At 55.3% G+C, this 22938-nt stretch carries 28 protein-coding genes and 1 pseudogene; 17 read left to right on the top strand and 12 right to left on the bottom strand.

Annotated elements, in window-relative coordinates:
• Positions 1 to 57: 57 nt before the first annotated feature.
• Both G7G_RS23730 and G7G_RS23725 read left to right on the top strand, forming a co-directional pair.
• Positions 58 to 330, top strand: coding sequence for a hypothetical protein (locus G7G_RS23730; protein WP_010442304.1), 273 nt, complete (start codon positions 58 to 60; stop codon positions 328 to 330).
• 21 nt (positions 331 to 351) lie between these two features.
• Positions 352 to 564: a hypothetical protein gene (locus G7G_RS23725; protein WP_010442303.1), complete on the top strand. Its 213-nt coding sequence runs from the start codon at positions 352 to 354 to the stop codon at positions 562 to 564.
• A 345-nt stretch (positions 565 to 909) separates the two neighbouring features.
• Here the strand turns inward: G7G_RS23725 and G7G_RS0115240 are convergent, their stop codons facing one another.
• Complete coding sequence (locus G7G_RS0115240) at positions 910 to 2085, bottom strand: alpha/beta hydrolase (RefSeq protein WP_010442301.1); 1176 nt, start codon at positions 2083 to 2085, stop codon at positions 910 to 912.
• A 140-nt stretch (positions 2086 to 2225) separates the two neighbouring features.
• Here G7G_RS0115240 and G7G_RS0115235 point away from each other — a divergent pair, with 140 nt between their 5' ends.
• On the top strand, positions 2226 to 2417 hold the full coding sequence (locus G7G_RS0115235; protein WP_147437044.1) for a hypothetical protein: 192 nt from the start codon (positions 2226 to 2228) through the stop codon (positions 2415 to 2417).
• Between the two features lie 269 nt (positions 2418 to 2686).
• Positions 2687 to 3259, top strand: a complete 573-nt coding sequence (locus tag G7G_RS0115230) for a carboxymuconolactone decarboxylase family protein (RefSeq protein WP_010442299.1) — start codon at positions 2687 to 2689, stop codon at positions 3257 to 3259.
• A gap of 727 nt (positions 3260 to 3986) precedes the next feature.
• Here G7G_RS0115230 and G7G_RS0115215 read toward each other — a convergent pair.
• Positions 3987 to 4220 carry a hypothetical protein gene (locus G7G_RS0115215; protein WP_010442296.1) on the bottom strand — a complete coding sequence of 78 codons (234 nt, stop codon included), beginning with the start codon at positions 4218 to 4220 and terminating at the stop codon, positions 3987 to 3989.
• A 135-nt stretch (positions 4221 to 4355) separates the two neighbouring features.
• Between G7G_RS0115215 and G7G_RS0115210 the strand changes: the two genes are divergently transcribed.
• The 7 genes from G7G_RS0115210 to G7G_RS24545 all read left to right on the top strand — a co-directional run bounded on the left by G7G_RS0115210 (position 4356) and on the right by G7G_RS24545 (position 10426).
• The gene (locus tag G7G_RS0115210) at positions 4356 to 5108 is read left to right on the top strand and encodes a Crp/Fnr family transcriptional regulator (RefSeq protein ID WP_010442295.1); all 753 of its coding nucleotides are present in this window, start codon (positions 4356 to 4358) and stop codon (positions 5106 to 5108) included.
• A 446-nt stretch (positions 5109 to 5554) separates the two neighbouring features.
• The gene (locus tag G7G_RS0115205) at positions 5555 to 5863 is read left to right on the top strand and encodes a hypothetical protein (RefSeq protein ID WP_010442294.1); all 309 of its coding nucleotides are present in this window, start codon (positions 5555 to 5557) and stop codon (positions 5861 to 5863) included.
• Positions 5864 to 5866: 3 nt separating this feature from the next.
• Positions 5867 to 6220 carry a hypothetical protein gene (locus tag G7G_RS0115200; protein WP_010442293.1) on the top strand — a complete coding sequence of 118 codons (354 nt, stop codon included), beginning with the start codon at positions 5867 to 5869 and terminating at the stop codon, positions 6218 to 6220.
• A 79-nt stretch (positions 6221 to 6299) separates the two neighbouring features.
• Positions 6300 to 7064: a hypothetical protein gene (locus G7G_RS0115195; RefSeq protein ID WP_120981208.1), complete on the top strand. Its 765-nt coding sequence runs from the start codon at positions 6300 to 6302 to the stop codon at positions 7062 to 7064.
• A 92-nt stretch (positions 7065 to 7156) separates the two neighbouring features.
• Positions 7157 to 8356 (top strand): N-acetyltransferase DgcN family protein, encoded by a 1200-nt coding sequence (locus tag G7G_RS0115190; protein WP_010442291.1) that lies wholly within the window; start codon positions 7157 to 7159, stop codon positions 8354 to 8356.
• Positions 8353 to 9474 (top strand): alanine/ornithine racemase family PLP-dependent enzyme, encoded by a 1122-nt coding sequence (locus tag G7G_RS0115185; protein WP_010442290.1) that lies wholly within the window; start codon positions 8353 to 8355, stop codon positions 9472 to 9474. Before G7G_RS0115190 ends, G7G_RS0115185 begins: the two co-directional genes overlap by 4 nt.
• 379 nt (positions 9475 to 9853) lie before the next feature.
• On the top strand, positions 9854 to 10426 hold the full coding sequence (locus tag G7G_RS24545) for a hypothetical protein (RefSeq protein ID WP_010442288.1): 573 nt from the start codon (positions 9854 to 9856) through the stop codon (positions 10424 to 10426).
• Between the two features lie 327 nt (positions 10427 to 10753).
• Here the strand turns inward: G7G_RS24545 and G7G_RS24990 are convergent.
• The 8 genes and pseudogenes from G7G_RS24990 to G7G_RS0115140 all read right to left on the bottom strand — a co-directional run.
• Positions 10754 to 10900 (bottom strand): annotated as a pseudogene (locus tag G7G_RS24990) (IS481 family transposase); the annotation flags it as partial.
• Between the two features lie 201 nt (positions 10901 to 11101).
• Positions 11102 to 11284 (bottom strand): hypothetical protein, encoded by a 183-nt coding sequence (locus tag G7G_RS0115170; RefSeq protein ID WP_010442287.1) that lies wholly within the window; start codon positions 11282 to 11284, stop codon positions 11102 to 11104.
• A 19-nt stretch (positions 11285 to 11303) separates the two neighbouring features.
• On the bottom strand, positions 11304 to 12323 hold the full coding sequence (gene hflC / locus G7G_RS23135) for a protease modulator HflC (RefSeq protein WP_010442286.1): 1020 nt from the start codon (positions 12321 to 12323) through the stop codon (positions 11304 to 11306).
• Positions 12320 to 13387: an FtsH protease activity modulator HflK gene (gene hflK / locus G7G_RS0115160; protein WP_010442285.1), complete on the bottom strand. Its 1068-nt coding sequence runs from the start codon at positions 13385 to 13387 to the stop codon at positions 12320 to 12322. Before hflK ends, hflC begins: the two co-directional genes overlap by 4 nt.
• Positions 13388 to 13462: 75 nt before the next feature.
• Entirely contained in the window at positions 13463 to 13954 is a 492-nt protein-coding gene (locus G7G_RS23130; RefSeq protein ID WP_010442284.1) for a hypothetical protein, read from the bottom strand.
• Positions 13955 to 13970: 16 nt separating this feature from the next.
• Positions 13971 to 14429: a hypothetical protein gene (locus G7G_RS0115150; RefSeq protein WP_120981224.1), complete on the bottom strand. Its 459-nt coding sequence runs from the start codon at positions 14427 to 14429 to the stop codon at positions 13971 to 13973.
• An 8-nt stretch (positions 14430 to 14437) separates the two neighbouring features.
• On the bottom strand, positions 14438 to 14824 hold the full coding sequence (locus G7G_RS0115145) for a hypothetical protein (RefSeq protein ID WP_010442282.1): 387 nt from the start codon (positions 14822 to 14824) through the stop codon (positions 14438 to 14440).
• Positions 14825 to 14862: 38 nt separating this feature from the next.
• Positions 14863 to 15129, bottom strand: a complete 267-nt coding sequence (locus G7G_RS0115140; RefSeq protein WP_010442281.1) for a hypothetical protein — start codon at positions 15127 to 15129, stop codon at positions 14863 to 14865.
• A 349-nt stretch (positions 15130 to 15478) separates the two neighbouring features.
• Here G7G_RS0115140 and G7G_RS0115135 point away from each other — a divergent pair, with 349 nt between their 5' ends.
• The 3 genes from G7G_RS0115135 to G7G_RS0115125 all read left to right on the top strand — a co-directional run bounded on the left by G7G_RS0115135 (position 15479) and on the right by G7G_RS0115125 (position 16806).
• On the top strand, positions 15479 to 15898 hold the full coding sequence (locus tag G7G_RS0115135) for a hypothetical protein (protein WP_010442279.1): 420 nt from the start codon (positions 15479 to 15481) through the stop codon (positions 15896 to 15898).
• Positions 15895 to 16293: a hypothetical protein gene (locus G7G_RS0115130; protein WP_010442278.1), complete on the top strand. Its 399-nt coding sequence runs from the start codon at positions 15895 to 15897 to the stop codon at positions 16291 to 16293. Before G7G_RS0115135 ends, G7G_RS0115130 begins: the two co-directional genes overlap by 4 nt.
• Positions 16294 to 16617: 324 nt before the next feature.
• Positions 16618 to 16806, top strand: a complete 189-nt coding sequence (locus G7G_RS0115125; protein ID WP_010442277.1) for a hypothetical protein — start codon at positions 16618 to 16620, stop codon at positions 16804 to 16806.
• Between the two features lie 57 nt (positions 16807 to 16863).
• Here the strand turns inward: G7G_RS0115125 and G7G_RS0115120 are convergent, their stop codons facing one another.
• Positions 16864 to 17598, bottom strand: coding sequence for a Crp/Fnr family transcriptional regulator (locus G7G_RS0115120; protein WP_010442276.1), 735 nt, complete (start codon positions 17596 to 17598; stop codon positions 16864 to 16866).
• 154 nt (positions 17599 to 17752) lie between these two features.
• Between G7G_RS0115120 and G7G_RS0115115 the strand changes: the two genes are divergently transcribed.
• From G7G_RS0115115 to G7G_RS0115105, 3 genes are all read left to right on the top strand, one after another.
• Positions 17753 to 17995, top strand: a complete 243-nt coding sequence (locus G7G_RS0115115) for a hypothetical protein (RefSeq protein WP_010442275.1) — start codon at positions 17753 to 17755, stop codon at positions 17993 to 17995.
• The gene (locus tag G7G_RS23125; RefSeq protein WP_010442274.1) at positions 17992 to 19257 is read left to right on the top strand and encodes a fatty acid desaturase; all 1266 of its coding nucleotides are present in this window, start codon (positions 17992 to 17994) and stop codon (positions 19255 to 19257) included. The genes G7G_RS0115115 and G7G_RS23125 overlap by 4 nt, the downstream gene beginning before the upstream one ends.
• Before the next feature lie 221 nt (positions 19258 to 19478).
• The gene (locus G7G_RS0115105; RefSeq protein ID WP_010442273.1) at positions 19479 to 21278 is read left to right on the top strand and encodes an SLC13 family permease; all 1800 of its coding nucleotides are present in this window, start codon (positions 19479 to 19481) and stop codon (positions 21276 to 21278) included.
• Here G7G_RS0115105 and nhaA read toward each other — a convergent pair.
• The gene (gene nhaA / locus G7G_RS0115100; RefSeq protein ID WP_010442272.1) at positions 21275 to 22630 is read right to left on the bottom strand and encodes a Na+/H+ antiporter NhaA; all 1356 of its coding nucleotides are present in this window, start codon (positions 22628 to 22630) and stop codon (positions 21275 to 21277) included. The genes G7G_RS0115105 and nhaA overlap by 4 nt on opposite strands.
• Positions 22631 to 22938 lie beyond the last annotated feature (308 nt).

Here is a 22938-nt window from a genome sequence, read left to right as displayed (position 1 = left end):
CCTCCGCACTAAAGATACAGCGCTTCAGCAAGGAGCGCCGCGCAAGGAAGCTTTACAATGGATATCCTCAAGGCATCGACCGACTGGGCTAAGGCGGAACTGTGGTCAAACGGCTTTTTCGCTCTGTTTGGGGTGGTGTTTCTCGTGGCCAGCCTTCTTTTCTGGTCGAGGGGAGAGACCGACATGGCAAAGGCGTTCGTGCTCCCGATGTTCGTGGCCGGAGTGCTGATGCTGATCCTCGGCGGCGGGCTGTTCTACGGAACGTGGAAAAGCTTAACAGGCTTCGCGCCTGCCATCGCTGAGGACGGGGCGGGTTTTGTTGCTTCCTAGATCGAACGCGTTGACAGGACAATGGCGCAATATGGCACTGCGGTTTTCAAGGTTATGCCACTAATGATCGCTGCTGCCGCTATGTTATTCGTTTTTGTGCACTGCCCCGGCTTGCGGGGGGCCTTTGTCACGTCAATCGTCTTTCTAGGCCTCATCATGCTGATCGACAGCAACGCCAATGCTCGGTTGGAGGTCTATAAGACAACCTTGGTTTCGGCAGTGTCTGGCCGCTAGCTCTACTAGAATGCAACCAAAGGCCGGACGCGCTCGCCAATTCGCGTTCCTGATCGATGTCCGGTTTGAGGGGTGTTGCTGCCATTGCGTGCGAAGATCCAAACGTCCGTTTTGTCCGCGTAGCGGTTGTTGGTGAGAGTTGCATCGAACGAGTGCTTTGAACCCACAATGAACCTTCCGCGTCTCTTCTTACGGCATATCGGTACCTGGCATGGAAACAAGCCCCGCTAAATCATACACAACGACCATGAAACCGCTTCTCAGCCTCTAGCAGTTTTATTTGAGCGTGAAATTAATGCGCCAGAATAAAAAAGCCTTGTGGATCATCGCTTGCCCAAATTCGGTTCAATCAGCGAGAAACGCCAGAAGTGTCTCCATATAGGTCTCCCATACCGGCCCACCAGGTAGTGGAAAATGGTTAGCGGTTTCAAGTACGACCAACTCGGCTCCGCGAATTCCAGCTACGAGTTTCTGAGCTTCAGATAGAGGATGAATTGCATCCATTCGACCATGAAGGACCAAAGTTGGACAAGAAACTAACGGCAACAGCTCCTCTACATTCGCAGCGTTGATCTGGTCGCGTTCAGCTAAAGCCCTGGACTGTCCAGATGCCCGGGTGAAGTAGCGTGCATAATCCATCACATGCTCGGCCGGACCGTCCGGAAAGTAACTTGTCATTAGGCCAGCAGCGAAACCGATGGCATTGGCATCCCAGCCCGACGCGATCAACTGCCGCATCGGGTCAGGTCCAGGTGCTCGGGCGGTGCGCCCTGTCACATATCCGCCGACAATTGCGAGTTTTGTGACCCGATCTGGATATTGGGCTGCAATCTGGATGGCACGAAGGCAGGCTCCGGAACGCGACATCAGTGCGAATTTCTTGAGCCCTGCGGCGTCCGCCACGGCGATCACATCCTCGCCGGCCTTAATGAAATCGCGAGCGCCATCAACACCATCCTTTGAAGAAAGCCCTTGGCCTGCCGGATCGTAGCGAACGAAGTTGTTTTGCGCGATGAGCGGGTCGAAGAAGTTGCGCTCACATGGGATGGCCCAACTCAATTCGAGATGTGAAATCCCGCTTTCGACCTCAATGAGGGCAGGGCCGCTGCCATAACTGGCATAGGCGATGGAATGTCCGTCTGGATTGCGGGTGAATCGAATACGCTGAACATCGGATTGTCGGGAACTAACGGCATTCTCATTTGACGAACCATTGACCTGAACCGTCGCCACCATCTGCAACCCGCGCCGCGCCACCGTACGGATGACGGCCTGGCGCTTGCCGTCGTCCCCAACCGCCTTCCGCGCCGCCGCGATCCTCGCACTGATAGCGCTTTCCGATACGATCCGGCCGCCCCAAACTACCTCAATAATCTCGTCGCGCGTGACCACGCGTTCGGCATTATCGGCTAACAGCAGGATTAGATCAAAAACCTGCGGTTCGACGGCAACTGGTTCGCCGGAACGTGTGAGGGTACGTCGCGCATCATCTAGCGCGCAGTCGTCGAAGCGATACTCCATGATCTACAGATTAACCCATATCTTCCCTTCTTTTCACAAGGAAATCTAAGGGGAATTGCAAGGATATCGCAGGGATTTCGTCAAGCGAGCTGCCCTTGAGTAGGGCACGTTGGGAACACTTGATGAGGAGATCCAAAATGATGCCCGATACAAACATCGACCTTCTGAAGCACATTCCCGAAACGCATCGGCCTGTCACCGACCATGAGCGCATGGCCATTGCAGTGAAACGAGAGTTCAAACGAGCTGAGCGCACCAAGATACTGGGTGTCTTGAGCCACCTCGTCGATAGGCTTGGGCAATGGATTGAGGGTCGTCCTGCAAAGGTCTGATGAGTCCGCAACACGGAAGTCACCACGCTTGGATTTGAAGCTCCGGTTTGGGGGCTAACCCGGACATTGTAGACTTACGAGAACGGCTCAAATGAAATTACCTTTAACCAAACAACCAACATGTTGGGGGTGTCGTCAGGCAAACCTGCCGTTTGCAGGTTTCCAACAGAATCTCTGTGCGGAATCCGGATTTGCTTTAAGGTTGTGTAAACACCGTTGGTTCCTCATGTGAGACGAAGTTATCCAAAACAAGACTGAAAGAGAACTGAATGAAACGCCTATTTCCATCTCTGCCTGAGAACGCAACGCTTGGAAGTGTCTATCAAGCCTTTCCAGACAAGCTTTCTCCATTGTGTGCGTATGAAAGCCTTGTGATGAGGGGCGAGAGCGACCTCTCGGTTGCTGAACGAGAATTGATTGCAGCCTATGTCTCTGGCTTGAATGCTTGTGCGTATTGCCATGGCGCACACATCGTTTTCGCCAAAGCCTACGGCATTGAGGTCGAGACAATCGAGGCACTGATGGAAGACCGCGATACGGCACCAGTCGAGGACCATCTCAAACCGTTACTGGCATACATTGAAAAGCTCACCGTCTCGCCATCAAGAATGACGGAAGCCGACGCAAAAGGGGTCTACGCGGCAGGCTGGTCAGAGAGCGCGTTGTTCGATGCTATCCAAGTGTGCGGTGTCTTTAATCTCGTGAACCGCTTCATAGAAGGAACAGGTGTCCAAAGCCCTGGCAACGATCCAAGACAAGCAGACGAAGCCACTTTGAACCGATGCCGCAGTGACAGCTTCTACACCGATTTTGGACGGGAGAATGGCCTCGATATACCTTGAATTGAAGACGTTCCAGGCATTTCAATCTTGATGTACTTTGCCAGCGCGGTAAGGGCGGCTGCTTGGTTTTCAGGCTCCCAAAGTTCTTAAAGTTCCAAGCTTGGTTGCCAAGCAAACAAACAGGACTTCCAGCATTTCTACCGCCGATTGCTGGTATAGTCAGCCCCAGTGTATCGGTAGCTCCCAATTTCGGTGACCAAAACAGGCGGCACGACCGACATGCCCGCGTCCTTATGTTCGAGTAAAGCTCTCAATACTCTCAATCATTCTTGGGAAATCCGGTTCGGACGCAAATAGTAGGTGGTTCGGGCTGTTCAACTGAACAAACGATGCGTTCGGAATTTCAGACGCCAGCAGTTTCCCCTCCGAGAGCGGCGCAACAGCGTCCCTATCGCTGTGAAGGACCATTGTTGGAACAGAGACCTTTGCCAACAGTTCGCTCACATCAATATCGTCAAACAAGGCGCGAAACTGGGCGATGTTCTCAGCTGGTCCGCAAAGCTTTTGAAACTCGTTGACGCCACAGGCGGGTCTGATGATTGAGCTCGACGCAATTGCCGCAGTTGCGCTTGGTGGTACGCCGCTGACCGGTGGCTATGGCAAGTATTGAAACATTGGTTTTTGCTTCGTGTTTGAACTGATTAGAAACGAGACGCCAATTTTGTGTCTTCTTGCTGTTAAGCTTTTTTGACGAGCATAATCTTGTTTTTCTGACAGGAAATTAACGTTACTGCCGAACGCGATAGCCGGAAGCAATGATCTTGTTTATCAGAACAGCGGCGGCCTGGTGCATGTCCTTTTCATCGTTATTGCCGACCGCTGTTTCGTGGACAGCAGCTGCGTCATGCAGAACTCCCACAATTTCATGTTCGGGCAGAAGCTCACGATCTTTAATTGCAAGCAAAAGCGCTTCACAAATTGAGAGTGCGGCCATTCCTGAATGGTCTTGCCGGTCAGCCATGGTAGACGTCCTTTTCTAACAGGCGTCCAAGCATGGAAGCGCCACGATGAATTGCACCATACTGGCATAGATTGCTGTATACTTAACTGATCGAAAGCAGTCTTGGCGTCGGATAGTTTCGCGGGCTGCTCATCGATGAAGGAAGAACACTTGCGCACTATCAAAAATAGTCCACTCACCCGAAAGCTTTCAAACTTCGTCGCTCTGACTGAGGTTGAACTTGCGGTATTGGCACGCCTGCACAAGCGTCGCAGAACCTTTGAAGCCGGACGTGACCTTGTGCATCAAGGGCAATCAGAGCAGGCGGCCTACATTCTGGCCTCGGGCTGGGTTTGTTCCTACAAAACCCAGACTGACGGGTCGCGTCAGATCGTCGATTTCCAAATACCGGGTGACTTTCTGGGCTTGCGAAGCGTTCTATTGCACACCTCGGATCACAGCATAGAACCAATCATGGAAATCCAAGCCATTGAAGTAGTAGTGGATGATCTCCTGGAAGCATTTGCGCAAACGCCCCGGCTGGCGACAGCAATCCTTTGGGCGGTCTCTAGAGATGAAGCGATGGTGGTTGAGCACCTGGTCAACATAGGACGGCGAGATGCGGGTGAGCGCATGGCGCATTTTCTTTTGGAACTTGGTGTGAGGCTGACTCAGGTCGGGATGGCAACCAAGATGGGATATACCTGCCCACTGACACAATACCATCTTGCCGATACGCTGGGACTGAGTGCCGTGCATGTTAATCGTGTCCTACGGCAACTGCGGGAAAAGGGGCTGCTTACTTTTCAATCCGGGCAAGTGGTATTTGATGATTATGACGGACTGGTGACGTTGGCCGGTTTTGACCCCACTTATCTGGATCAGGCCGGGCCACTGTTGAAGCAATAAGTTCACCCCTACAGCGATGCCGGGATTTTGATGATAGTTGCCTGGTTAGAGACGCCATTCGCTTCGGCAGATTTTGGATTTCACCGAAAAAGAAGCGCAAGATAAATACAGTCCGATTGCGGTACTGGATTTCCTGCGCTTCTCAAATACTCGTTAAGAACACGCCAGCAAATATCCCGCCAACACACATCACGTTGCCGGAATCCAAACATCGTTGCACTGACGCAGGTTAGTCAATTTTTGGCAGTACCTGATCCTCGGGCACCAAATGCATTTGAGATTCCAATAAAATCTCAGGTCATTGGCCGCAGACTAACATCGATCAGCGCGCGTCTGCCATTTGCACATTATTCTAAATTACAACGCCAGTACTACCGCAGCGCTTACGAGCGTGTACCGCGGCAGACTGCGCGGGGAAGATCCAACAAACTATATGGAGGACAAAGGTGAGCGCGAGATCGTCCAGTTCTTTGGTGACGTTTTCAAATCCGTTCTCTTTGTCCGGCTACCCGGATGAACTTCCTGCAGGCGAGTATGAAGTAGTTGTTGTTGAAGAACTACTACAGGGCCTGAGTTTCGAAGCATATCGCAGAACCGGAACCTACCTGACAGTTCAGGGCAAAGGCAGCAAGCCAGGCCGCACGGAAATGCGCCCAATTGACCCAGAAGATTTTGAACTGGCGCTCAAGCAAGACCAAACCTTGGCCACATCTAACAATGACAGCGATGCGGCGCTTTCCCCGCAGGAGGAATAGATTATGAACACGCCCGAATGGCTTAAACCCGGAATCTACGGCGCCCTGATCGGAGGGGTTTTCGTAGGCGTCGTTGGATTTTCTTGGGGTGGATGGATGACCGGCAGTAACGCGGACAAGATGGCCAACGCCATGTCCCGCGACAATGTAATCGCTGCGTTGGTTCCGATCTGCGTCGACATGGCGAGAACTGACACCCAACGCGCCGAAAAAATAACGACGATCAAAGAAGCTACTTCTTTCAAGCGAAAGGATGCCGTTATGGCAGCCGGCTGGGCAACGGTACCGGGATCCCAAACCCCCAACAAAGATCTAGCACAGGCCTGCATTGAGGGGCTGAACCTGGATGGATCGTAACTCAATCACTCAACATTCGGACAACGTCGTTTGCACCAGGACAAATCGAAAAAATCAGCACTGGTTTTACTCTCACTTCATGACGGCGCTGTTTGTTGGCGTTTTCAGCTGCTTGACGGGCTCCCTTATCTCATCAAGTCCCGCATCGGCAGAAACAAATTCGATCCCGGATAACGCGCATCCCAATAAGTATGGCGACGGTTGGGAATGCGATTTGTCCTATCGGTTGGAAGGCGAAGAATGCGTGGCCATTGTCGTGCCGGGAAATGCCTACCCCACAAACAGAACCTATGGCTCAGGGTGGGCATGTATGCATGGCTTTGTTGAAGTTGGCGGCACCTCATGCACTGAAGTGATTGTGCCTGAGGGTGGATATCTCGATCCATCAGGTGAGAGGTGGCGGTGCCTGCGTGGATACACAAGAGTAGACGATAGCTGCCAGAAAATCGTGGTGCCGGATAATGCTTACCTGACGAATAGCACTTATGGATCTGCATGGCGTTGCAACCGTGGCTACGAAAAAGACGGAGAAGCATGCGTGGCAGTAGCGGTGCCGGAAAACGCTTTTCTGAACGCATCAACCAGCGGGCGTCCCTGGACGTGCGAGCGTGGGTATTTTGAGCGCGACGGACGGTGCGATGCCGTGTTTGTGCCTGAAAATGCTTTCTACGATGACGCGATCCATGGAGTTGGATGGAAATGCGAACGTGGCTACGAGGCGTCCGGTGATCGCTGCAATGCAATCGAGCTACCGGCAAATGCCCATATCGACCGATCCGGCAATGGGTGGCAATGCCACAAAAACTATCATCGATCAGAAGGGCTGTGTGTTCTGAACCAGTGAGAATTCAGACAGAAAGCCCACTTTCCCAAACTTCACAGTTTTTGCCCGTCCTTACCAAGGACGCGCGTTTCACACTCTAAAAAGGAACAAATATGAAACCCGAACCCATTGCGTCGGATGCCAAGCAGTTCATTGCCAGCGATGCGCAAAAGCTGGCGCCTGAACAAGCAGTTTTTCCAGAGCTTCACCGCAAGACACTCGTGACAGATACACCGACTGCAATTGTGTATTGCGAAGGAAACTTCGCAAAGATCGATGGCAAGACGGCTAATGGTCTCGTTCGACATTCACAGGCCTATCGCGTTCTTTCGGTGATCGACAGCACGTATGGCGGTTGTGACAGTGGCAAAGTGCTTGATAATATCGCAAATCAGGTTCCCATCTTCGATGATCTTGATGCCGCCGTCGCTAATGAAGCTACGATCCCCGACACTTTTATTTACGGAATGGCGCCGGCCAGCGGCAGAATGTCCCTTGAGGATCGCGAAGTTGTTGTGGATGCGATAACGCTCGGAATGAACATCGTCAGTGGGCTGCATGAATTTCTTAGCGATGACAAGGAGCTCGCAGGATTTGCCAAAATTCACGATGTCACGATACGCGACATTCGCAAGCCGCGGCCAAATCCCGACCTGCGCCTGTTAGATGGCAGTATTGGAGACGTCCAGGCGATCCGCATCGCGGTGTTCGGCACCGATTGTGCAATTGGAAAGCGTACAACCGCGACAATCCTGACAGGCGCACTTAACGCGCATGGGATCAAAACAGTTTTGGTCGGCACCGGCCAAACTTGTTTGATGCAGGGCACCAAGTATGGTGTCGCGATGGATTCGGTGCCGCCGCAATTTTGTTGTGGCGAACTTGAGCGCGCTGTCGTTGCGGCATCAGAGGGTGAGCACCCGGATGTAATAGTGATCGAGGGCCAGGGCGCGCTAAGCCATCCGGCTTTTTGCACATCAGCCTTCATTCTGCGAGGCAGTCAGCCACATGCAGTTATTCTTCAACACGCGCCTAAACGAAAACGTCGATGCGACTTCCCCAGCATGACTATGCCCGACCCTTGCGATGAAATCACCCTGATCGAGGCTTTTGCGAACACAGAGGTAATTGGCATGACGATCAACCATGAAGGAATGAATGATGTTGAGATTTCAAAGGCCATCACAGACTACAACTGCAAATTGTATCTCCCGGTCACTGACGCATTGAACCGTCCTCCAAAAAACTTGGTGAATATGGTTCTATCTGCCTTTCCGCGCTTGCAACCCGTACGTGCTACGACCATTGAATGAGCAAGCTGCGTATCGACGTTGATCTGGACAAAATTCGGTACAACACACGGTTCCTGGTCGACCACCTTAGACCCCGCGGAATTACGGTGACAGGTGTGACAAAAGCCGTTTGCGGTCATCCTGAGATTGCGAATGCTATGCTTGAAGGTGGCGCGACAGGGCTGGCGGACGCGCGGATCAGCAATATCATGCGTATGCACGATGCTGGAATCTCGTGCTCTATATCCTTGATCCGAACGCCCATGCTGAGCCAGGTCGCGCAAGTCCTTGATAACTGCGATGTCAGCTTCAACACTGAGATGGACATTATCGCCAGCCTGGCCATCGAGGCGCTGGGGAAGAACATTACTCACAATATTATCTTGATGGTGGAAATGGGGGATATGCGGGATGGCATCTTGCCTGAACACCTTGAAAGCACTGTGTCTCAAATTCTTAGAATGGAAGGGATTTCTCTGAAGTGGATTGGCGCAAATTTTGCCTGTCTGGGTCATGTGGCACCCTCTGCAGGAGCAATGGAATTGCTTTCGTCGCTTGCCGCCGACACCGAACTTGCAAGTGGACCCGCTCTGGAAACAGTGTCAGGCGGCGGCTCTGCCAGTTTGCCATGGGCGCTTGGCAAGGGGGCGACCGGAAAGATCAACAACCTGCGTCTGGGTGAGGCCATCCTGCTGGGTACCGATCCCGTTTCGGGGTACGCGATCGACGGGCTTTACACAGATGTTTTTACGCTTTGGGCGGAAGTGATCGAAACGAAGACCAAATCAAATCCAAATCCCTTGCAAATGATTTATCCTATACCTTCAATGCAGTGTGTGACTTTAGACAGTCCTTCGAATACTCGGTCGATCCTTGCGATTGGACTCCAGGACACTGATGCGGCGGGTCTAATATTCCCTGCTGGCGTCACGTTCGTCGGAGCCACCAGTGATCATATCGTTGTTGAAAACACCGATTGTCTGCTTCGCCCTGGTGGCGAGGTGAAGCTGAAATTGAACTATAGTGCGCTCTCGCGCGGCATGGCTGCACCCGATGTAGCAAAAGTCTTCCATGGTGATGGCGCATTGGTTGACTGCACCGCAGCGAACACTGATCGCCGATATTCGAAGCGAAAGTAGCGCGCCAGGGTTGCCGCCGCCTCGGTTCTGCTTCAGCCACCCGTCTTATTCTACGGCTTTACGTAGTAAATGAGGCACCCAATCCCTATATTGGATGTAGCCGCATTCACTTTTCACACCCTATCTGGGCTCGTGGGTGGTGCGGACAATCAAAGGATCAAAATGATGTCTTTCAAAGACCTGACGACCAGAGCGGCTGCCGCACTGAAGGAAAACGATGCGGACGCGTCAAAAAAAGAAGTGACGTCGAAAGGGCAGGACACCGTCCCCGAAAAACCAAAGCCTAAACCCCAAAACTGATAATACCCTGCCGGGAGTGGGTGGCTTGTTCTTGTCTGCATCTCCGAGCGAGCGGTATCAGCAAAGGAGAATTGACCAAATGAACCAAATAATCAGCAAGACAATCGCAGTCTTTTCCAGGCCGTTTACTTTCCCTGGCTTCGACGAATTACTCCCGGCGGGCGAATACGACATAGAAACTGAGCTTTCCGCACCACCAGATTATTCGGATCAAGAAGCCTGGAAAGCATCAGTGCTAATCTGTCTGCATCCACGGAAATCTCACCCCGGTCTGGCGCGTACCTTGACCGTTTCTCTTACTGATTTGGAGAGAGCCCGCGCAAAGGATAAATTGTCTTCAAAGCAGTTGTCGCAGTTCTTGCTCGACCAGCTTTTGGCGGATCCCATGGTGCAATTGATAATGGAAGCGGATGGCGTTTCAGAGACTCAACTTCGGCACCTCTACTCCGAGTCGCTCATCTCTGAGGCAGAGGTCACATCATCAGATCAACGTGCTCTACGGCGAGCATGCGGAAACGGTTCTCGGTATACTTTCGCTGTCCAAGCTGCTGAGAACGAAGGAATGCCGGTTCGTCCTAATAAAACCCCTCGGATTACAGGCCGTCCCATCGGACAGTCTGAACCAGGCAGCTCCTTCAATCTCAAGGCTTAGGGCTCGGAACTTTCTTTTCCAGTCGCTGTATGAACCAAAACAGAAATCGAGGCTAAGAACTGATGGAAGACTCCGACAACGAAGCAGATATGATCATGGCTCGCGCCCACAATGACGTGCCGCAAGAACGCCCGTGTCTTCGTTGCAGAACTCCATTCTGGAGCGAAGGGTTCGGAGAGCGGATTTGTCGACGCTGCAAGGGGTTGAACGTGTGGCGAAATGGCGTATCGGAAAGCCCTGGGTTTGCTCGGCGTCGCTGATGTACTGACATGTAGTGGTTCCGATGTGATCTGACAGTTGGCCGTTTTTCCTGTGGTGTATGCCAGATTAAGTTTGGTTCCGGATTTTTTGCTTCCTGATCTCTTTGCTCTCGATCATGGTCTGGAAGGGTATTCTTCAGCAACACATTTTGCCCTGATGAGTGTGCTCTTGGTTGTAGTGGTGCAGCCATTCTTCCAGATCGGCTTGCAGCGAAATCTGCGCCGCGAGCGCACGCAAAACGATTATGCTATGTCCGAGTTGGACTCAACGCGGTCATTCGTTGCACTTTGTACGAACGAACGCTCTGCGGGACTAAACCGCCGTTGCCCTTCCGGGTGTTTGCCGGCGCAGCATCTGCTCGCAGGCGCGGCAAGTTCTTCGCTGCGTTGCAGCCGATGTCGCCAGACCGGTCATTCAATGACACGTCGATGCCCAAATCTCAAACCGCCCTTTCGCTGCAGTCAGGTCGGACAAACGAGACGCGGATGGAGTGGATGGCGTCTGCTCCCAAACGCCGCGTTTGCGGCAACGGGTGTCGGTCGCAATCTGGCGTTCGGCGCTTCGCGTTTCGTCTAAATCCACCGGTTCTTCCGTCATCTCTTTGTCCTCCGATTCATCAGCGTTCGGCCGCAGCCGTCAGGCCGGGAGGGGGAGGAGACGTACTCCCAGACGGCTCTCCGGCCTCCATTCCTCTCAGAAACCTGAAAAGTTCGCTATCGGTTGTCAGGACCAGCGTCGTTCCGCCTGAAATCATGTCCTTGTAGGCCTGCATTGTCCGGGTAAACGCATAGAATTCGGCTGCTTGGGCGTCGATGTTGTAGGCTTTTGCGTAGATCGCAGCCGCCGAGGCGTCAGCCACGCCGCGGATTTCCTCGACGGCGCGATACGCTTCGGATTGTATCTTGTTCAGATCGCGAACCCGGTTGCCGCGAATTCGTGCGGCTTCGCCATTGCCTTCGGAAAGAAAACGTTCAGCGATCTGGCGACGCTCGGAGATCATGCGGTCATAGATCTTCGGACGCACACTCTCATTGTAATTGATCCGCTTGAAACGGATATCGAGAAGCTCGATCCCAAATACACGAACCTTCTCTGAGGCGGCTGCGAAAATCTCCTGTTCTACAAGTGCGCGGCCTTTCTGGATAGGAACCAGAGAACCTATGTCCTGCGCACGCTCCTCATCGGTTAGAAGCGTGTCCCGCAGCGGGATCCGGCCTTTCGTAGTCCGGATAATCTCTATCAACTCGTGTTTGGCGACGGCATTGCGGGTTTCGCTGCCGAGAATATCGTCTAGTCGGGATTGCGCGCTGCGCTCATCGCGCAGCCGCAGGAAATATTGCAACGGGTCGGTGATTTTCCAGCGGGCGAAAAGATCGACGGAAATGTAGAGCTTGTCCTTGGTGGGCATGTCGGACGGATTGCCATCCCACTCAAGAACCCGGCGGTCGATCCGGTTGACTTCCTGAACGATGGGCAGCTTTAGCTTTAAACCGGCCGTTATAACTGGTTCTCCCACGGGTTTGCCGAATTGGGTGATAATGGCCTGTTCGACTTCGCCAACTGTGTAGAGGGAACCGGAGGCAATCACGCCAACTGCAGCCGCAATCCCTGCAATGAGACCCAGTCTGATGCTCATGACGGATCCTCCTGAAGCCTGTCGAGGTTCAAAAGCGGCAGGATGCTCGCAGTCGATCCTTCGACAATGATTTTTGACAGGATTGTGGGCAGAACATCCTGCAGTGTCTCTATGTATATCCGCCGCCTCGTGACCTCTGGTGCCTTGACGTATTCGGCCAAAAGCGCGGTGAACCGCGCGGCGTCGCCTTCCGCCTCGTTGATCCGTTTCAGGCGATAGCCGTCGGCCTCGCGGATCCGCTGATCTTTCTCGCCCTCGGCCAGCGGAATGACTTTGTTATATTCGCGGCGCGCCTCATTGATCAGGCGTTCCTTTTCCTGCTGGGCCTGGTTGACCTCATTAAACGACGCCTGAACGGGTCCCGGCGGGTTGATGTTTTTCAGCTGCACCTGGTCGATGCTGATGCCCATGGCGTATTTCGTGGACAGAGCCTGCATCTTAAAAAGTGCCTCGCTCTCGATCTCTTGCCGGCCGATGGTGATGACCTCGTCAACCGTGCGGTCTCTAACGACCTCGCGCATCACCGACTCAGAGACGTAACGCAAAGTCGCGCTTGGCTCGCGTACCTCGAACAGGAACTTCAGGGGGTCCGAGATCCGGTACTGCACCACCCATTCCACAAGCGCGGCGTTCAGATCTCCCGTGACCATTTCGGTTTCGCGCTGGCCGTCTGATGGGCTTTGGAAGGGATCACTCCTGCCCGGCGTGGTGAATCCGAATTCCTGCTTCAGCTGCCGTTTCACGGGCACCAGTGTGGCAACGTCGATGCCAAACGGGAATTTGAAATGCAGGCCAGGCGAAACCTCAGCAGTGTATTTGCCAAAACGCTGGACAACGGCGACCGAGTCGCTCGGGACTGTGTAATAAGAAGACCAGGCTGCAACCGCCGCCAAGACTATCGCTCCTGCAACCAGTACCCCTCTCAGAGGCGGCCGCCCTTCAGGGAGTAATCCGCTCAGGCGGTCGCGGCCTTGACGAAGAAGATCGTCAATCTCGGGAGGATTGCTCTTCTGTTTGCTTTGCCATGGCCCACGGTCTTCCGGGCCGCCGTTCTGGTCGGGCATATCGTTTTCTCCCTTGCTCGTGCGAACCGGCACCCGGCGCAGACCTTGGCGGTCGGCGGGGTAGATCCACGTGTCTTATTCCCTCTGTGTCGGCATTCCTTCGTTCTCCGCAGCCTGTATTTGTGAGTTTTCTTGTGGCGATGTACCTGTTGTATCCGCATCCCGTGCCTCTTTGTCCGCCTGAGATGCGCGCCCGCCCGCGTAGAGATGCCGAAGCTGCATCTCGGAAACACCGTCGGCCTCCATCACCAGCCGAACCATCGGGTCTGCGAGCATCTCTTCCAGGAAAAGTTCTGCCAGATCTTTTCCCGTCAGCTTGTCCTTTGCCAGGGCGTCATCGAGGTCCGCCAGTGAAACGGCCAAGGTTCTCGTCAGACCGGGGTGGGATGCCCGGGAATGCAGTCTCACCGCTACAGATGCTTTCCAGGCTTCAGGGTGCAGATGGTCGGGCGGTGAGGACAGTTCCGTTTCAATATCGTATTCTCCTGCCGGAAGCGTCTCGTCGAAGCCAGGCAACCTGAAGGGCCGGGTGAAAACCGCAATGGACTTTCTGACTAGCTCGTTCATAGGAGAAGTCCTTTCATCAAAGCGACAAGCGGGCCAAGGCTGCGGCCGCCAGAGCAATGCCCTTGTCGTGGTAGTCCCCGTGGAACACACCATCCACCTTGACCTCCCAGATCCCATTCCTCTCTCTGACACGGACACGATCAGCTTGCGCGGTTGGATAATAGGGGTGTGCCGAAGTTTGTCTTTTTTTCGGTTGGTGTAATGGCTTCTTGAGATCCCTGGAGCTCGCCGCCTTTGGCAATTGCGTTTCTCCAAGGGCCATCACGGCGCGAATGAACTCCTCCGCGTAATCATCCGCGTTCCGGTGGTCATGCTCGTGCCGCACCATGGCCATCGGCTCAACAAAACGCTTTTTCAAGTGCTCAAGGAAACGCGGTTCTGTGTGGGACATGTAAGCAATAAGCGACTGGAGAACCCGTTCATGGGCTAGAACGCGCCGTTCAAGATCGGTTGTTTCAGGCAGAGGTGGTGACATGGCGCTGCTCATCCTTCATTGATCGTGTTTTCCGGACGCTCCGGTGACTTGTTTACGTCAAGGGCTGCAAGGCAGGCGTGCGCGATGTCCCGGTTCGGGGTCTCTGTGCCTGGTACTGTCGCCCAGCCAGCCGCCATGAGGGCCTCTCGCTGCCGGAAGGTAGAGGCTGCCCGGATCGCCGCCATCTTGGCAGCCCGTTCCGGATCGGATCGGGCCATGTCCAGACAGACAGGCACCAATGCGGTGACAACATGTTCGCGGGCCATCGCCACGGACCTGTCGTTCGAGGTTCGGTCGGTTACCCAGCCGCCCCAAGAAAATCCAGCTACACTAACAAGTACCGCGCCGATGACGGCGCCGTAGAGGCCAGGTTTAAGCCATTCGGGAGTGTTCATTGTAGTTCCTCCAGCGGCAAAGCGCCGCCTCGCTATCTTCAGGTGTCATATTGAATGCCGCGGCCAAGTGCCGTTTCCAGGTCGGTCCAGGTAATTGGCCGCATTTCTGTTCGGCCCAGCGAACGCCCCTTGCCGTTTATAGTCAGGAAAATCGCTGTTCTGCGGTAAGCCGGGAAACTCAGCGTCTCGATAAGTTCTTCCTCAACCAATACTTCGTATTCACCGGCAGGCAGCTCGTCCGAATATCCGGATAGGGTAAACGGGCGCGGGAAGGTCACGGTGGATCTGATTGAACGCAGCGCCATCTCCGGTCTCCGCGATGTATACGTGCCTTCCGCGCTGCAAAGGCTGCCGTATCCTGATTGCAGAGAGGTAGCCTGCATTTGCGGTCATCATACATTATCCCAGAACCGGGCGATGCGCGCTGACCCATGTTAGCGCCGCTGGGCCCTGGGCAGTGCTGGCGAACCTTGGAGCTGCCCTGATGCTTGACTTCAGAAGTTTGGACACCGGCTGATCTGCGTCAGCGCATGCTCCAGGCGATGCGGGTATGATCAAAACAATCCGAAACATTTTGATCCTGCCAGAGGAGGCCCCGGTCATTCGGCACGTTCGCTCCCAAGATCCGAAAACATTGAAAAGGAGGAAACGGTGATGCCCGCAGGTGGCATTCTTTACCCGCATAGCCCTGAGTTCGATCGTTTTTTGCAGGCCTTCGTTGGTGAAGACCGGAAAGGCAATGCTGTTACGGTACTTTCGGCCCTTGCAAGGCTAAAACTCGAACCTTGGGAAGAGGCAGCCGCGCTTGCCGCTTTGGAGGAAAAGGCCGCTGGTTCGCGACTGGAGATGCTGTTGTCGCAATTCCGTGACGTGCCCGAACTCAAACAGGATAGCGGAACGCTCGCGCGGGAACTGACCCGTCTTCTTCCCAAACGACGTAAGCGTTTAAGGGCTGATTCTGGTGGTGTGGAAAACCGGCCGGCAAATTTTCCTGGATTGATATGGGCGGTACTGACGATCTTCTTTCTGATTGTGCAATTAATACTCGCTGGCACTCCGGGAACGGGCCAATGACCTTGGGCAAAGCACAGGACGGCGACCGCAGGCAGGGCGGCACGCCCGGTCTGGACAATGCGATCCTCTGGGATCTGGAGGCGCGACACTGGACCAGCGGCGCGGACAGCGCTCGCACGGTGACTGCAACAAATGCAGTGATGATACTTCCCTATCCGCCAGGCATCCTTCAGGGCGAACAGATCCTGGAGCATATGAAGAAAAACACGGGCTGGCGAACCGTGGAAATGAAAGACCGTAGCCAAATCAGGCAAGGAGCCATTGCCGTGCTCGCCTATCGCGTATTCGCTGAAAAGTCGGGTTCACCAATCTATGAGGCGCTCTGCGCGTCCACATATTTTCTGGACAACGGTCGGTGGCTGCGGCTGTCACATCAGCAAACCCCCACCACCTGACTCCAGCAGGATAAATCTTCACCTTGGGGCGAAACCTCTAACGAACTTATTGACATGTGAACCGGCCCCTGGGGTCTGGATTCAGAACCAGAACTTGACCACTACAGCCGATGCCCAAGCGGACAGTACAACTTTCGAGTGTCCCAGGCTAACCTGCGTCAGTGCAACGGAGCGGAGAAGATGAGTACATGGCTTCGTGCCTGCCGAATCTCCGGCGGCACTCATTTCCGAGCAAAATAGAAGCGCGTGAAGCGTGCGGTTCTTGAAACGGGCTGCATTGCCCAGCGTCTCCTATTCTCGGAATGTCCAGGAAAGGACATTCTAATGACGCCTGAACAAACCAATGTCACCGAGAAGATGACCTCGGTCAAAGCAGCTTGTGACAAAGCGCCTGCCGGTCCCAGAAAGGATCGGGCGCTGGAACACTACCAGGCTGCCGAGAAAGCGCACGCGGCGAAGAACTACGACGAGACGAACCGGGAACTCGACGCGGCTGCAGAAGAGATTATCTGACTGATCTCGTCTTAGAAGAAAATCAGGCCGCCCAAGCTTAGCGAAGGGCGGCCTTCTTCATTTCAGAAGTGGGTCGGTCTGATCCAGATATGCCGGATCGAAACCCGAAAAGCCCACCAATCCGTCATAATTGTCGAACGTCACGCGGCCGTCCTGAAAGGTCAGCAGACCGCTTTCGCGAAGCTTCCGCAAAACACGGTTCACATGGACAGCACTTAGGCCGAGTGCATCAGCAAGATGATACTGTGTCAATGGGCAGGCGTACCCTTCCTTGCTCCCCATTCCGACCAACTTCAGCCTTGCCCCCAGTTCCAGAAGAAAATGCGCCATGCGCGCATCCGCGGACCGCCGACCAACTCCAACGAGATGCTCGACCACCATGGCTTCGTCCCGTGATGCTGCCCAAAGAAAGGCTGCCGCCAGGCGAGGGGTTTTCGTGAATGCATCCAGAAGGTCGTCCACCAGAACCTCCACCGCCTGAATGTCCGTGACCGGCTCGAAACTGTGGTCGGAGGTGCGCAGCAGGACGCTGCGCAATCCAAGAAAATCCCCTGGTATCTGGAAGTCTACGATCTGTCGGGTTCCGTCCGGCTGAAGCTTGTAGGAACACACCCAGCCGGCGGCCAGAATGTAAGCGGCCTGATCAGATTGCCCCTGATGCACAAGATCACGCCCCGCCGTGAAGGACCGGCGGCGCAGATGCAGACGCTTCAAAACATCCAATTCATCTTCAGACAAGGCGAGGAAGACTTGTAACTTCTTTGTAAGCGGGCTTTCTAAGATATCCGTCATCGGGGCCTCACAAGCCGAAAAATCTCCAGACGCAATCGTGCGGAGACTGCTTTCGGTTAGCCCAGCTTAGCCTTTTTTCTGCGAAGATGCTGGTGAAAAGCGAGGCCGCCCGGTCGCGCGTAACTCTAAGCGTTACCTGGAAGGAAACCACAAAATGCTTAGCGAGAAGGACTTCCCGGGAGTGGCCGCCCTCTCGATCTGCGAAGCACTGCTGCTGGCTATGAACGATAACAAAGTCCTGCCTGAACACGAGATCGTGGGTATCCTGCGCGATGCGGCAAAGACACATGAGAACGCGGCTGGCACTGACAACGAGATAGAGGCGCACCTGGCCGTGGCGGCTCTGATCAACCGGATCATTGCTGGCGGGAACTCCGTTCGGAGGCCGCCGGGATGACATGCTCAATTGCACCGGGTTGGACATTGCCTATGCCGTTTTCGTCCAACTCGTACAAGGCACAGGGCCAACAGCCCGGTCATCAAGACATGCCAGTTGGCACATGCCACCAAGACGGCAGCGTCCAAACTGACATGTTGAAAGCCGGATCTGCCTCGACCGCGCGGCAAGCGCGGGTCCAGCCAGGTCCCTTGCCCGTCACGGGTGGGGCACCCGGCGCGGGATACCCCTCCGGTGTAACCGGTCCGAGACAGGAAGAGGCGCAGCTGACCGCATCAGACTGGACACGAACCCTGATGAAGTACCGGCAGCCAATCCCCTCCCGCAGCATTTTCGAACTGACGGTCACGCTCGTGCCTTTCGTGGCAATATGGGCGGTTGCCTGGTGGGTGCTCTCGATCAGCACCGTGTTGGCACTGGCTCTCGCGTTGGCGAATGCAGCCTTCCTGCTCCGGCTGTTCATAATCCAGCACGACTGCGGACATGGTTCCCTGTTCCGCGACCGGCGTCTGTGCGATTGGATCGGTCGCGTGATTGGCGTTATCACGCTGACGCCCTATGACGTCTGGCGCAAGACCCACGCGATCCACCACGCCACGAGCGGAAACCTGGACCGGCGGGGCATCGGAGACCTGCCGGTGCTGACAGTCAGAGAGTACCGCGGGAAGGGATGGCCCGGCCGTACGCTTTACCGCCTGTTACGCCATCCGGTTTTCCTGTTCGGGGTGGTGCCGTTTTACACGTTCTTTCTGCACAACCGGCTGCCCGTCCATCTGATGCGGTCCGGCTGGCGCTACTGGTTGAGTGCGATGGCGACAAACGCTGCCATAGGCCTCACTCTGACAGTGATTGTCTTGCTGGGCGGGTGGGAAGTACTGCTGTTCGTCTTCCTGCCGACGATGCTTCTGGCCGCAATAGCCGGCATGTGGTTTTTCTACATGCAGCATCAGTTTGAGAAAACCAGCTGGCGGCACGAGGAAGACTGGAACATCCGGGACGCGTCCCTTCACGGCAGTTCGCACTACGCTCTGCCCGGCATCCTGCGCTGGATCACCGGGAACATCGGAGTCCACCATGTGCATCATCTGGCCAGCCGCATCCCCTTTTACCGTTTGCACGACGTAGTCAAGGATCACGACGCCCTGGCGCAGACCAGACGCATTACGCTTTGGGAAAGCTTCCGCTGCGCGCGACTGCACCTTTGGGATGAGAAAAGCCGCAGATTGCTATCGTTTGCAGAGGCCCGGGCACTTCCCGTCTGAGCCTTGCGAAATATTGCCACTGGTCAGTGAATTGGCGCGTTGGATAGGAAACTGGGGGCACCTAAATAGGACATTTGTCGTTCCACGGACGGCCACGTCTGTGCCAGTTGGGTTTCTTTCTGAGCCAGTATTGTCGGGACAATTGGGCTGATTACTCAGTTGTCGCTCTAATCAGGAAGGTGGATGCTGTGACCGCCATATCGTCAGCGGCAAAGGTATGAATGAAGGAGGGCGGACTGATTGATCTCATCGCCGACTATGAACCCTATCTTGCGCTCGCAGTTGTCGTCCTTCTGTTCGCAGCATTTCTTTCCGAGCGCTTCGAACCGGACGTAACCGCTGCGGGGGCCGCCGCGCTGTTTGTCGTCTTGGGGTTTGTCCCCACGAATGAAGTTTTGGCAGCGTTTTCGAACCCTGCACCCATAACGATCGCTGCGATGTTCGTGATCAGCGGCGCGCTGGTCCGAACCGGGCTTCTCGACGCACTTGCGAACAAGGTTGTCGCCGCAGGGAGCAAGCGCCCGGTCGCCGGTATAGCGGCGTTTCTCATCGCGACGCTAGTCGCCTCGGGTCTGATTAACAACACTCCGGTCGTCATCGTCCTCATACCGGTGGCCATTCGTTTGGCGCAGAGCCTGGGCTTTGCTGCGACACGCCTGTTGATTCCGCTATCCTACATGTCCGTCCTGGGCGGGACGTGTACTCTGATCGGCACGTCGACCAACCTTCTGGTGGACGGCGTTTCCCAGGCGTCTGGCTTGGAACCGTTTTCAATTTTCGAGATCACACCGGTCGGTCTGGTGGCCGCGGCCACAGGCGGTGTGGCGCTCCTCCTGCTTGGACCTGTCCTGCTGCCGGACCGAAAGGATATTGCGGAACAGGGCGGCGACGATGAAGCGACTTTTTTGACCGAGGTACGCCCGCGAGAGGACTACCCGAATATTGGTCGAACGATTGATGAAATCGCCACCCTCAGCCGAAGAGGTATTGAAATCGTCGGCATCCGTGCGCGTTCTGGAGTCAAGAGACAGGGTTTGGGTGAACACATACTCGAACCGGGCGACAGGATCATTGCCAAGGTTGCGACATCAGAACTGCTCACCCTCAGGAAAATTGAAGGGATCGAAGTCGGGTTGCGCCAGGGGCCAGCGGCCGAAAACACCTCGGAGCTGATCGTCGCCGAAGCTATCGTGACGCTTTCACGCCGAAGCCGCGGAGTGCGCATTGCCCAGCTTGCCATGGGGCACCGATACGGCATGCGTGCTCTTGGTGCCCACCGACATGGGGAAGTGCTTGGACCCGACCTGTCGACGGCGCTATTGCGCCCCGCCGATACGCTGCTTTTGGAAGGAACGCCTGAAGGCTTTGCCCGAATGACCGAGGCGGGCGATCTTGCCGCGATCACGGATGCCGGGGGGCGCGCCTTCCGCCGCGGGAAAGCGCCGCTGGCTCTGTTCGCGCTTTTCGCGGTTGTGGCGCTCGCCGCAGCCGGGTTCGCCGAGATCAGCGTGCTTGCCCTTGTCGCGGTCGCTGCCATCCTCGTGCTCCGGTGCATCGACAGCGGCGAAGCCTGGGCGTCCATCGACGCCAGCGTCCTTGTGCTGATCTTTTCCATGCTAATCGTCGGCAGCGGTATGCAGAATGCAGGAGCAGTCAACCTGATCGTGGAGACATTGGTGCCGACTCTCGTAGAGTTGCCCCTAATTGTCACGCTCGCTGTGATCTACATACTGTCTTCGGCGCTCACCGAGGCGGTTACCAACAACGCCGTAGCCGTCGTCGTTACACCTCTCGCGATCGGTGTTGCGGAACAACTCGGTGTCGACGCCAAGCCGTTCGTCGTCGCTGTGATGTTTGGCGCAAGTGCAAGTTTCGCCACTCCGGTCGGCTATCAGACCAACACGTTGGTATATGGCGCAGGGAACTACAGGTTTTCCGACTTCCTGAGGATCGGCGTTCCGATGAATCTTATCGTCGGCGCAGCCGTGGTCGGGGTGATCCCGGTATTCTTCCCATTCTAGGGTACCCGGCCTTGTTCTGCGGTGCTTGTGGCGCTTTTTGTGCGCGCTGCGTGAATTGTCAGCAGGAGCAGCATGAGGATCCCGGCCGTTGCGGCAATAGCTGATCCTGAGAGAATTCCAAGCTTTGCGGCGTTCAGCGTCGCCGGATCGAAGGCCAAGCCCGCTATGAACAGCGACATCGTGAAACCGATACCAGTTAGAAACGAGCCGGCCAGAATTAACGGCCCCGACAAGCCCGGCGCTAACACTGCCAGGCCTGATCGGACAGCTAGCCAGCTGAACCCGAAGACGCCGATCGGTTTTCCTAGCACCAGACCGACAATTATCGCCAAGGAGACCGGTTGTTCGAAATCGGCACCCTGAACCGTGATGCCGGCATTTGCCAGCGCGAAAATCGGCATGATTGCAAAGCCGACCCAAGGGTGCAGCATTGTCTCGAGCCGTTCGACTGGCGAGAGTGCCTCCGTGACCGCTCTGCTTGCTTGACGCAGGTTATGGCGGGTTGCGGTATCTCCCTGCTGCCGATCGCCGGCCGGAACGGCGCGTAGGCGTCCAAGGATTGCATGCAGCCGGGCATCGCTTACCCAGATGCGCGTCGGCGTCATAAGGCCCAGAATGACCCCTGCGATGGTCGCATGAACGCCGGAGGCATCGATGCATAGCCAGACTGCCGCACCGAGAAGAAAATAAACCGGGACACTTCTGATCCCGACGCGCGAGGCGCCTGCGACGACACCAATTCCCAGCAGACCCAAACCGAGCGCCGACCAGTTCAACGCTTCCCCGTAACCGAAGGCGACGACGAGAATTGCGCCGACATCGTCAAAAATGGCCAGAGAAAGAAGGAACAGACGCAAGGTGGACGGGATCCGCCTTCCGAAAAGCGCCAGGCATCCAATCACGAACGCCGTATCGGTTGCCATCACGGTTCCCCAGCCGTGCGCCCCGGGCTGCCCGGACATCAACAAATGATAGAACGCGACCGGCACCACCATGCCGCCCAAAGCGCCCGCGAACGGCAGGGCGGCCTGTCGCGGGTTTTGCAATTCGCCCAGTACGATCTCGCGCTTGAGCTCCAGAGAAAGCACGAAAAAGAAGAGGGTCATCAGCCCGTCGTTGATCCAGTGTCGCAGCGAGCGGGTGAAATCGAACGAACCGAATGTCAGGCCAACAGGGGTCTTCCAGAAGCCCAGGAAGCCTTCTTGCCAAGGCGAGTTTGCCAGCGCCAAAGCCAGCAGAACAGCCAGGAACAGGAGCCCACTCGCGGCCGCTTGGATCTCTAGGAAGCGTGCGAAGGGTTTTGTTATTCTATCGGCGGACTCTTGGGGAAGGCTTTGATGATTGTCTATCATGGGACAACTACGCCAATTCGGGTGAAAAGAGACTACGCCATTGAAGCGTGGACGCAATGACCACGTGGATCAATGTCTGGCTATGCAGGAGCCATCCACGCAGGATATTCACCAGCAGGTTTTTCAGTTTCTGAGAAACGGACAATGCGGAAACGGTTGATTAGGCTTCACAAATTAAGGAACAGGTTAGCATCCGGCATTCATGAAGCCCCGGAGTTGGTTCTTTGTCATTTCCCCGGGGACCGGCTCCGAACAATAGCTGGATCGTCACCAGAAGTCGTTTGTCAGGCTTCGGTGCTTCGGCTCTT

The organism is Ruegeria conchae, assembly GCF_000192475.1.
GTDB lineage: Bacteria > Pseudomonadota > Alphaproteobacteria > Rhodobacterales > Rhodobacteraceae > Ruegeria > Ruegeria conchae.
The sequence above is the reverse complement of the archived record's forward strand: the minus strand, read 5'-3'. Positions and strand labels throughout refer to the sequence as shown.

Bases quoted from the DNA above. Each gene is read 5' to 3' on its own strand.
- G7G_RS23730 (WP_010442304.1), top strand. From the start codon at position 58: ATGGATATCCTCAAGGCATCGACCGACTGGGCTAAGGCGGAACTGTGG.
- G7G_RS23725 (WP_010442303.1), top strand. From the start codon at position 352: ATGGCGCAATATGGCACTGCGGTTTTCAAGGTTATGCCACTAATGATC.
- G7G_RS0115240 (WP_010442301.1), bottom strand. From the start codon at position 2,085: ATGGAGTATCGCTTCGACGACTGCGCGCTAGATGATGCGCGACGTACC.
- G7G_RS0115235 (WP_147437044.1), top strand. From the start codon at position 2,226: ATGCCCGATACAAACATCGACCTTCTGAAGCACATTCCCGAAACGCAT.
- G7G_RS0115230 (WP_010442299.1), top strand. From the start codon at position 2,687: ATGAAACGCCTATTTCCATCTCTGCCTGAGAACGCAACGCTTGGAAGT.
- G7G_RS0115215 (WP_010442296.1), bottom strand. From the start codon at position 4,220: ATGGCTGACCGGCAAGACCATTCAGGAATGGCCGCACTCTCAATTTGT.
- G7G_RS0115210 (WP_010442295.1), top strand. From the start codon at position 4,356: ATGAAGGAAGAACACTTGCGCACTATCAAAAATAGTCCACTCACCCGA.
- G7G_RS0115200 (WP_010442293.1), top strand. From the start codon at position 5,867: ATGAACACGCCCGAATGGCTTAAACCCGGAATCTACGGCGCCCTGATC.
- G7G_RS0115195 (WP_120981208.1), top strand. From the start codon at position 6,300: ATGACGGCGCTGTTTGTTGGCGTTTTCAGCTGCTTGACGGGCTCCCTT.
- G7G_RS0115190 (WP_010442291.1), top strand. From the start codon at position 7,157: ATGAAACCCGAACCCATTGCGTCGGATGCCAAGCAGTTCATTGCCAGC.
- G7G_RS0115185 (WP_010442290.1), top strand. From the start codon at position 8,353: ATGAGCAAGCTGCGTATCGACGTTGATCTGGACAAAATTCGGTACAAC.
- G7G_RS24545 (WP_010442288.1), top strand. From the start codon at position 9,854: ATGAACCAAATAATCAGCAAGACAATCGCAGTCTTTTCCAGGCCGTTT.
- G7G_RS0115170 (WP_010442287.1), bottom strand. From the start codon at position 11,284: ATGACGGAAGAACCGGTGGATTTAGACGAAACGCGAAGCGCCGAACGC.
- hflC (WP_010442286.1), bottom strand. From the start codon at position 12,323: ATGAGCATCAGACTGGGTCTCATTGCAGGGATTGCGGCTGCAGTTGGC.
- hflK (WP_010442285.1), bottom strand. From the start codon at position 13,387: ATGCCCGACCAGAACGGCGGCCCGGAAGACCGTGGGCCATGGCAAAGC.
- G7G_RS23130 (WP_010442284.1), bottom strand. From the start codon at position 13,954: ATGAACGAGCTAGTCAGAAAGTCCATTGCGGTTTTCACCCGGCCCTTC.
- G7G_RS0115150 (WP_120981224.1), bottom strand. From the start codon at position 14,429: ATGTCACCACCTCTGCCTGAAACAACCGATCTTGAACGGCGCGTTCTA.
- G7G_RS0115145 (WP_010442282.1), bottom strand. From the start codon at position 14,824: ATGAACACTCCCGAATGGCTTAAACCTGGCCTCTACGGCGCCGTCATC.
- G7G_RS0115140 (WP_010442281.1), bottom strand. From the start codon at position 15,129: ATGGCGCTGCGTTCAATCAGATCCACCGTGACCTTCCCGCGCCCGTTT.
- G7G_RS0115135 (WP_010442279.1), top strand. From the start codon at position 15,479: ATGCCCGCAGGTGGCATTCTTTACCCGCATAGCCCTGAGTTCGATCGT.
- G7G_RS0115130 (WP_010442278.1), top strand. From the start codon at position 15,895: ATGACCTTGGGCAAAGCACAGGACGGCGACCGCAGGCAGGGCGGCACG.
- G7G_RS0115125 (WP_010442277.1), top strand. From the start codon at position 16,618: ATGACGCCTGAACAAACCAATGTCACCGAGAAGATGACCTCGGTCAAA.
- G7G_RS0115120 (WP_010442276.1), bottom strand. From the start codon at position 17,598: ATGACGGATATCTTAGAAAGCCCGCTTACAAAGAAGTTACAAGTCTTC.
- G7G_RS0115115 (WP_010442275.1), top strand. From the start codon at position 17,753: ATGCTTAGCGAGAAGGACTTCCCGGGAGTGGCCGCCCTCTCGATCTGC.
- G7G_RS23125 (WP_010442274.1), top strand. From the start codon at position 17,992: ATGACATGCTCAATTGCACCGGGTTGGACATTGCCTATGCCGTTTTCG.
- G7G_RS0115105 (WP_010442273.1), top strand. From the start codon at position 19,479: ATGAAGGAGGGCGGACTGATTGATCTCATCGCCGACTATGAACCCTAT.
- nhaA (WP_010442272.1), bottom strand. From the start codon at position 22,630: ATGATAGACAATCATCAAAGCCTTCCCCAAGAGTCCGCCGATAGAATA.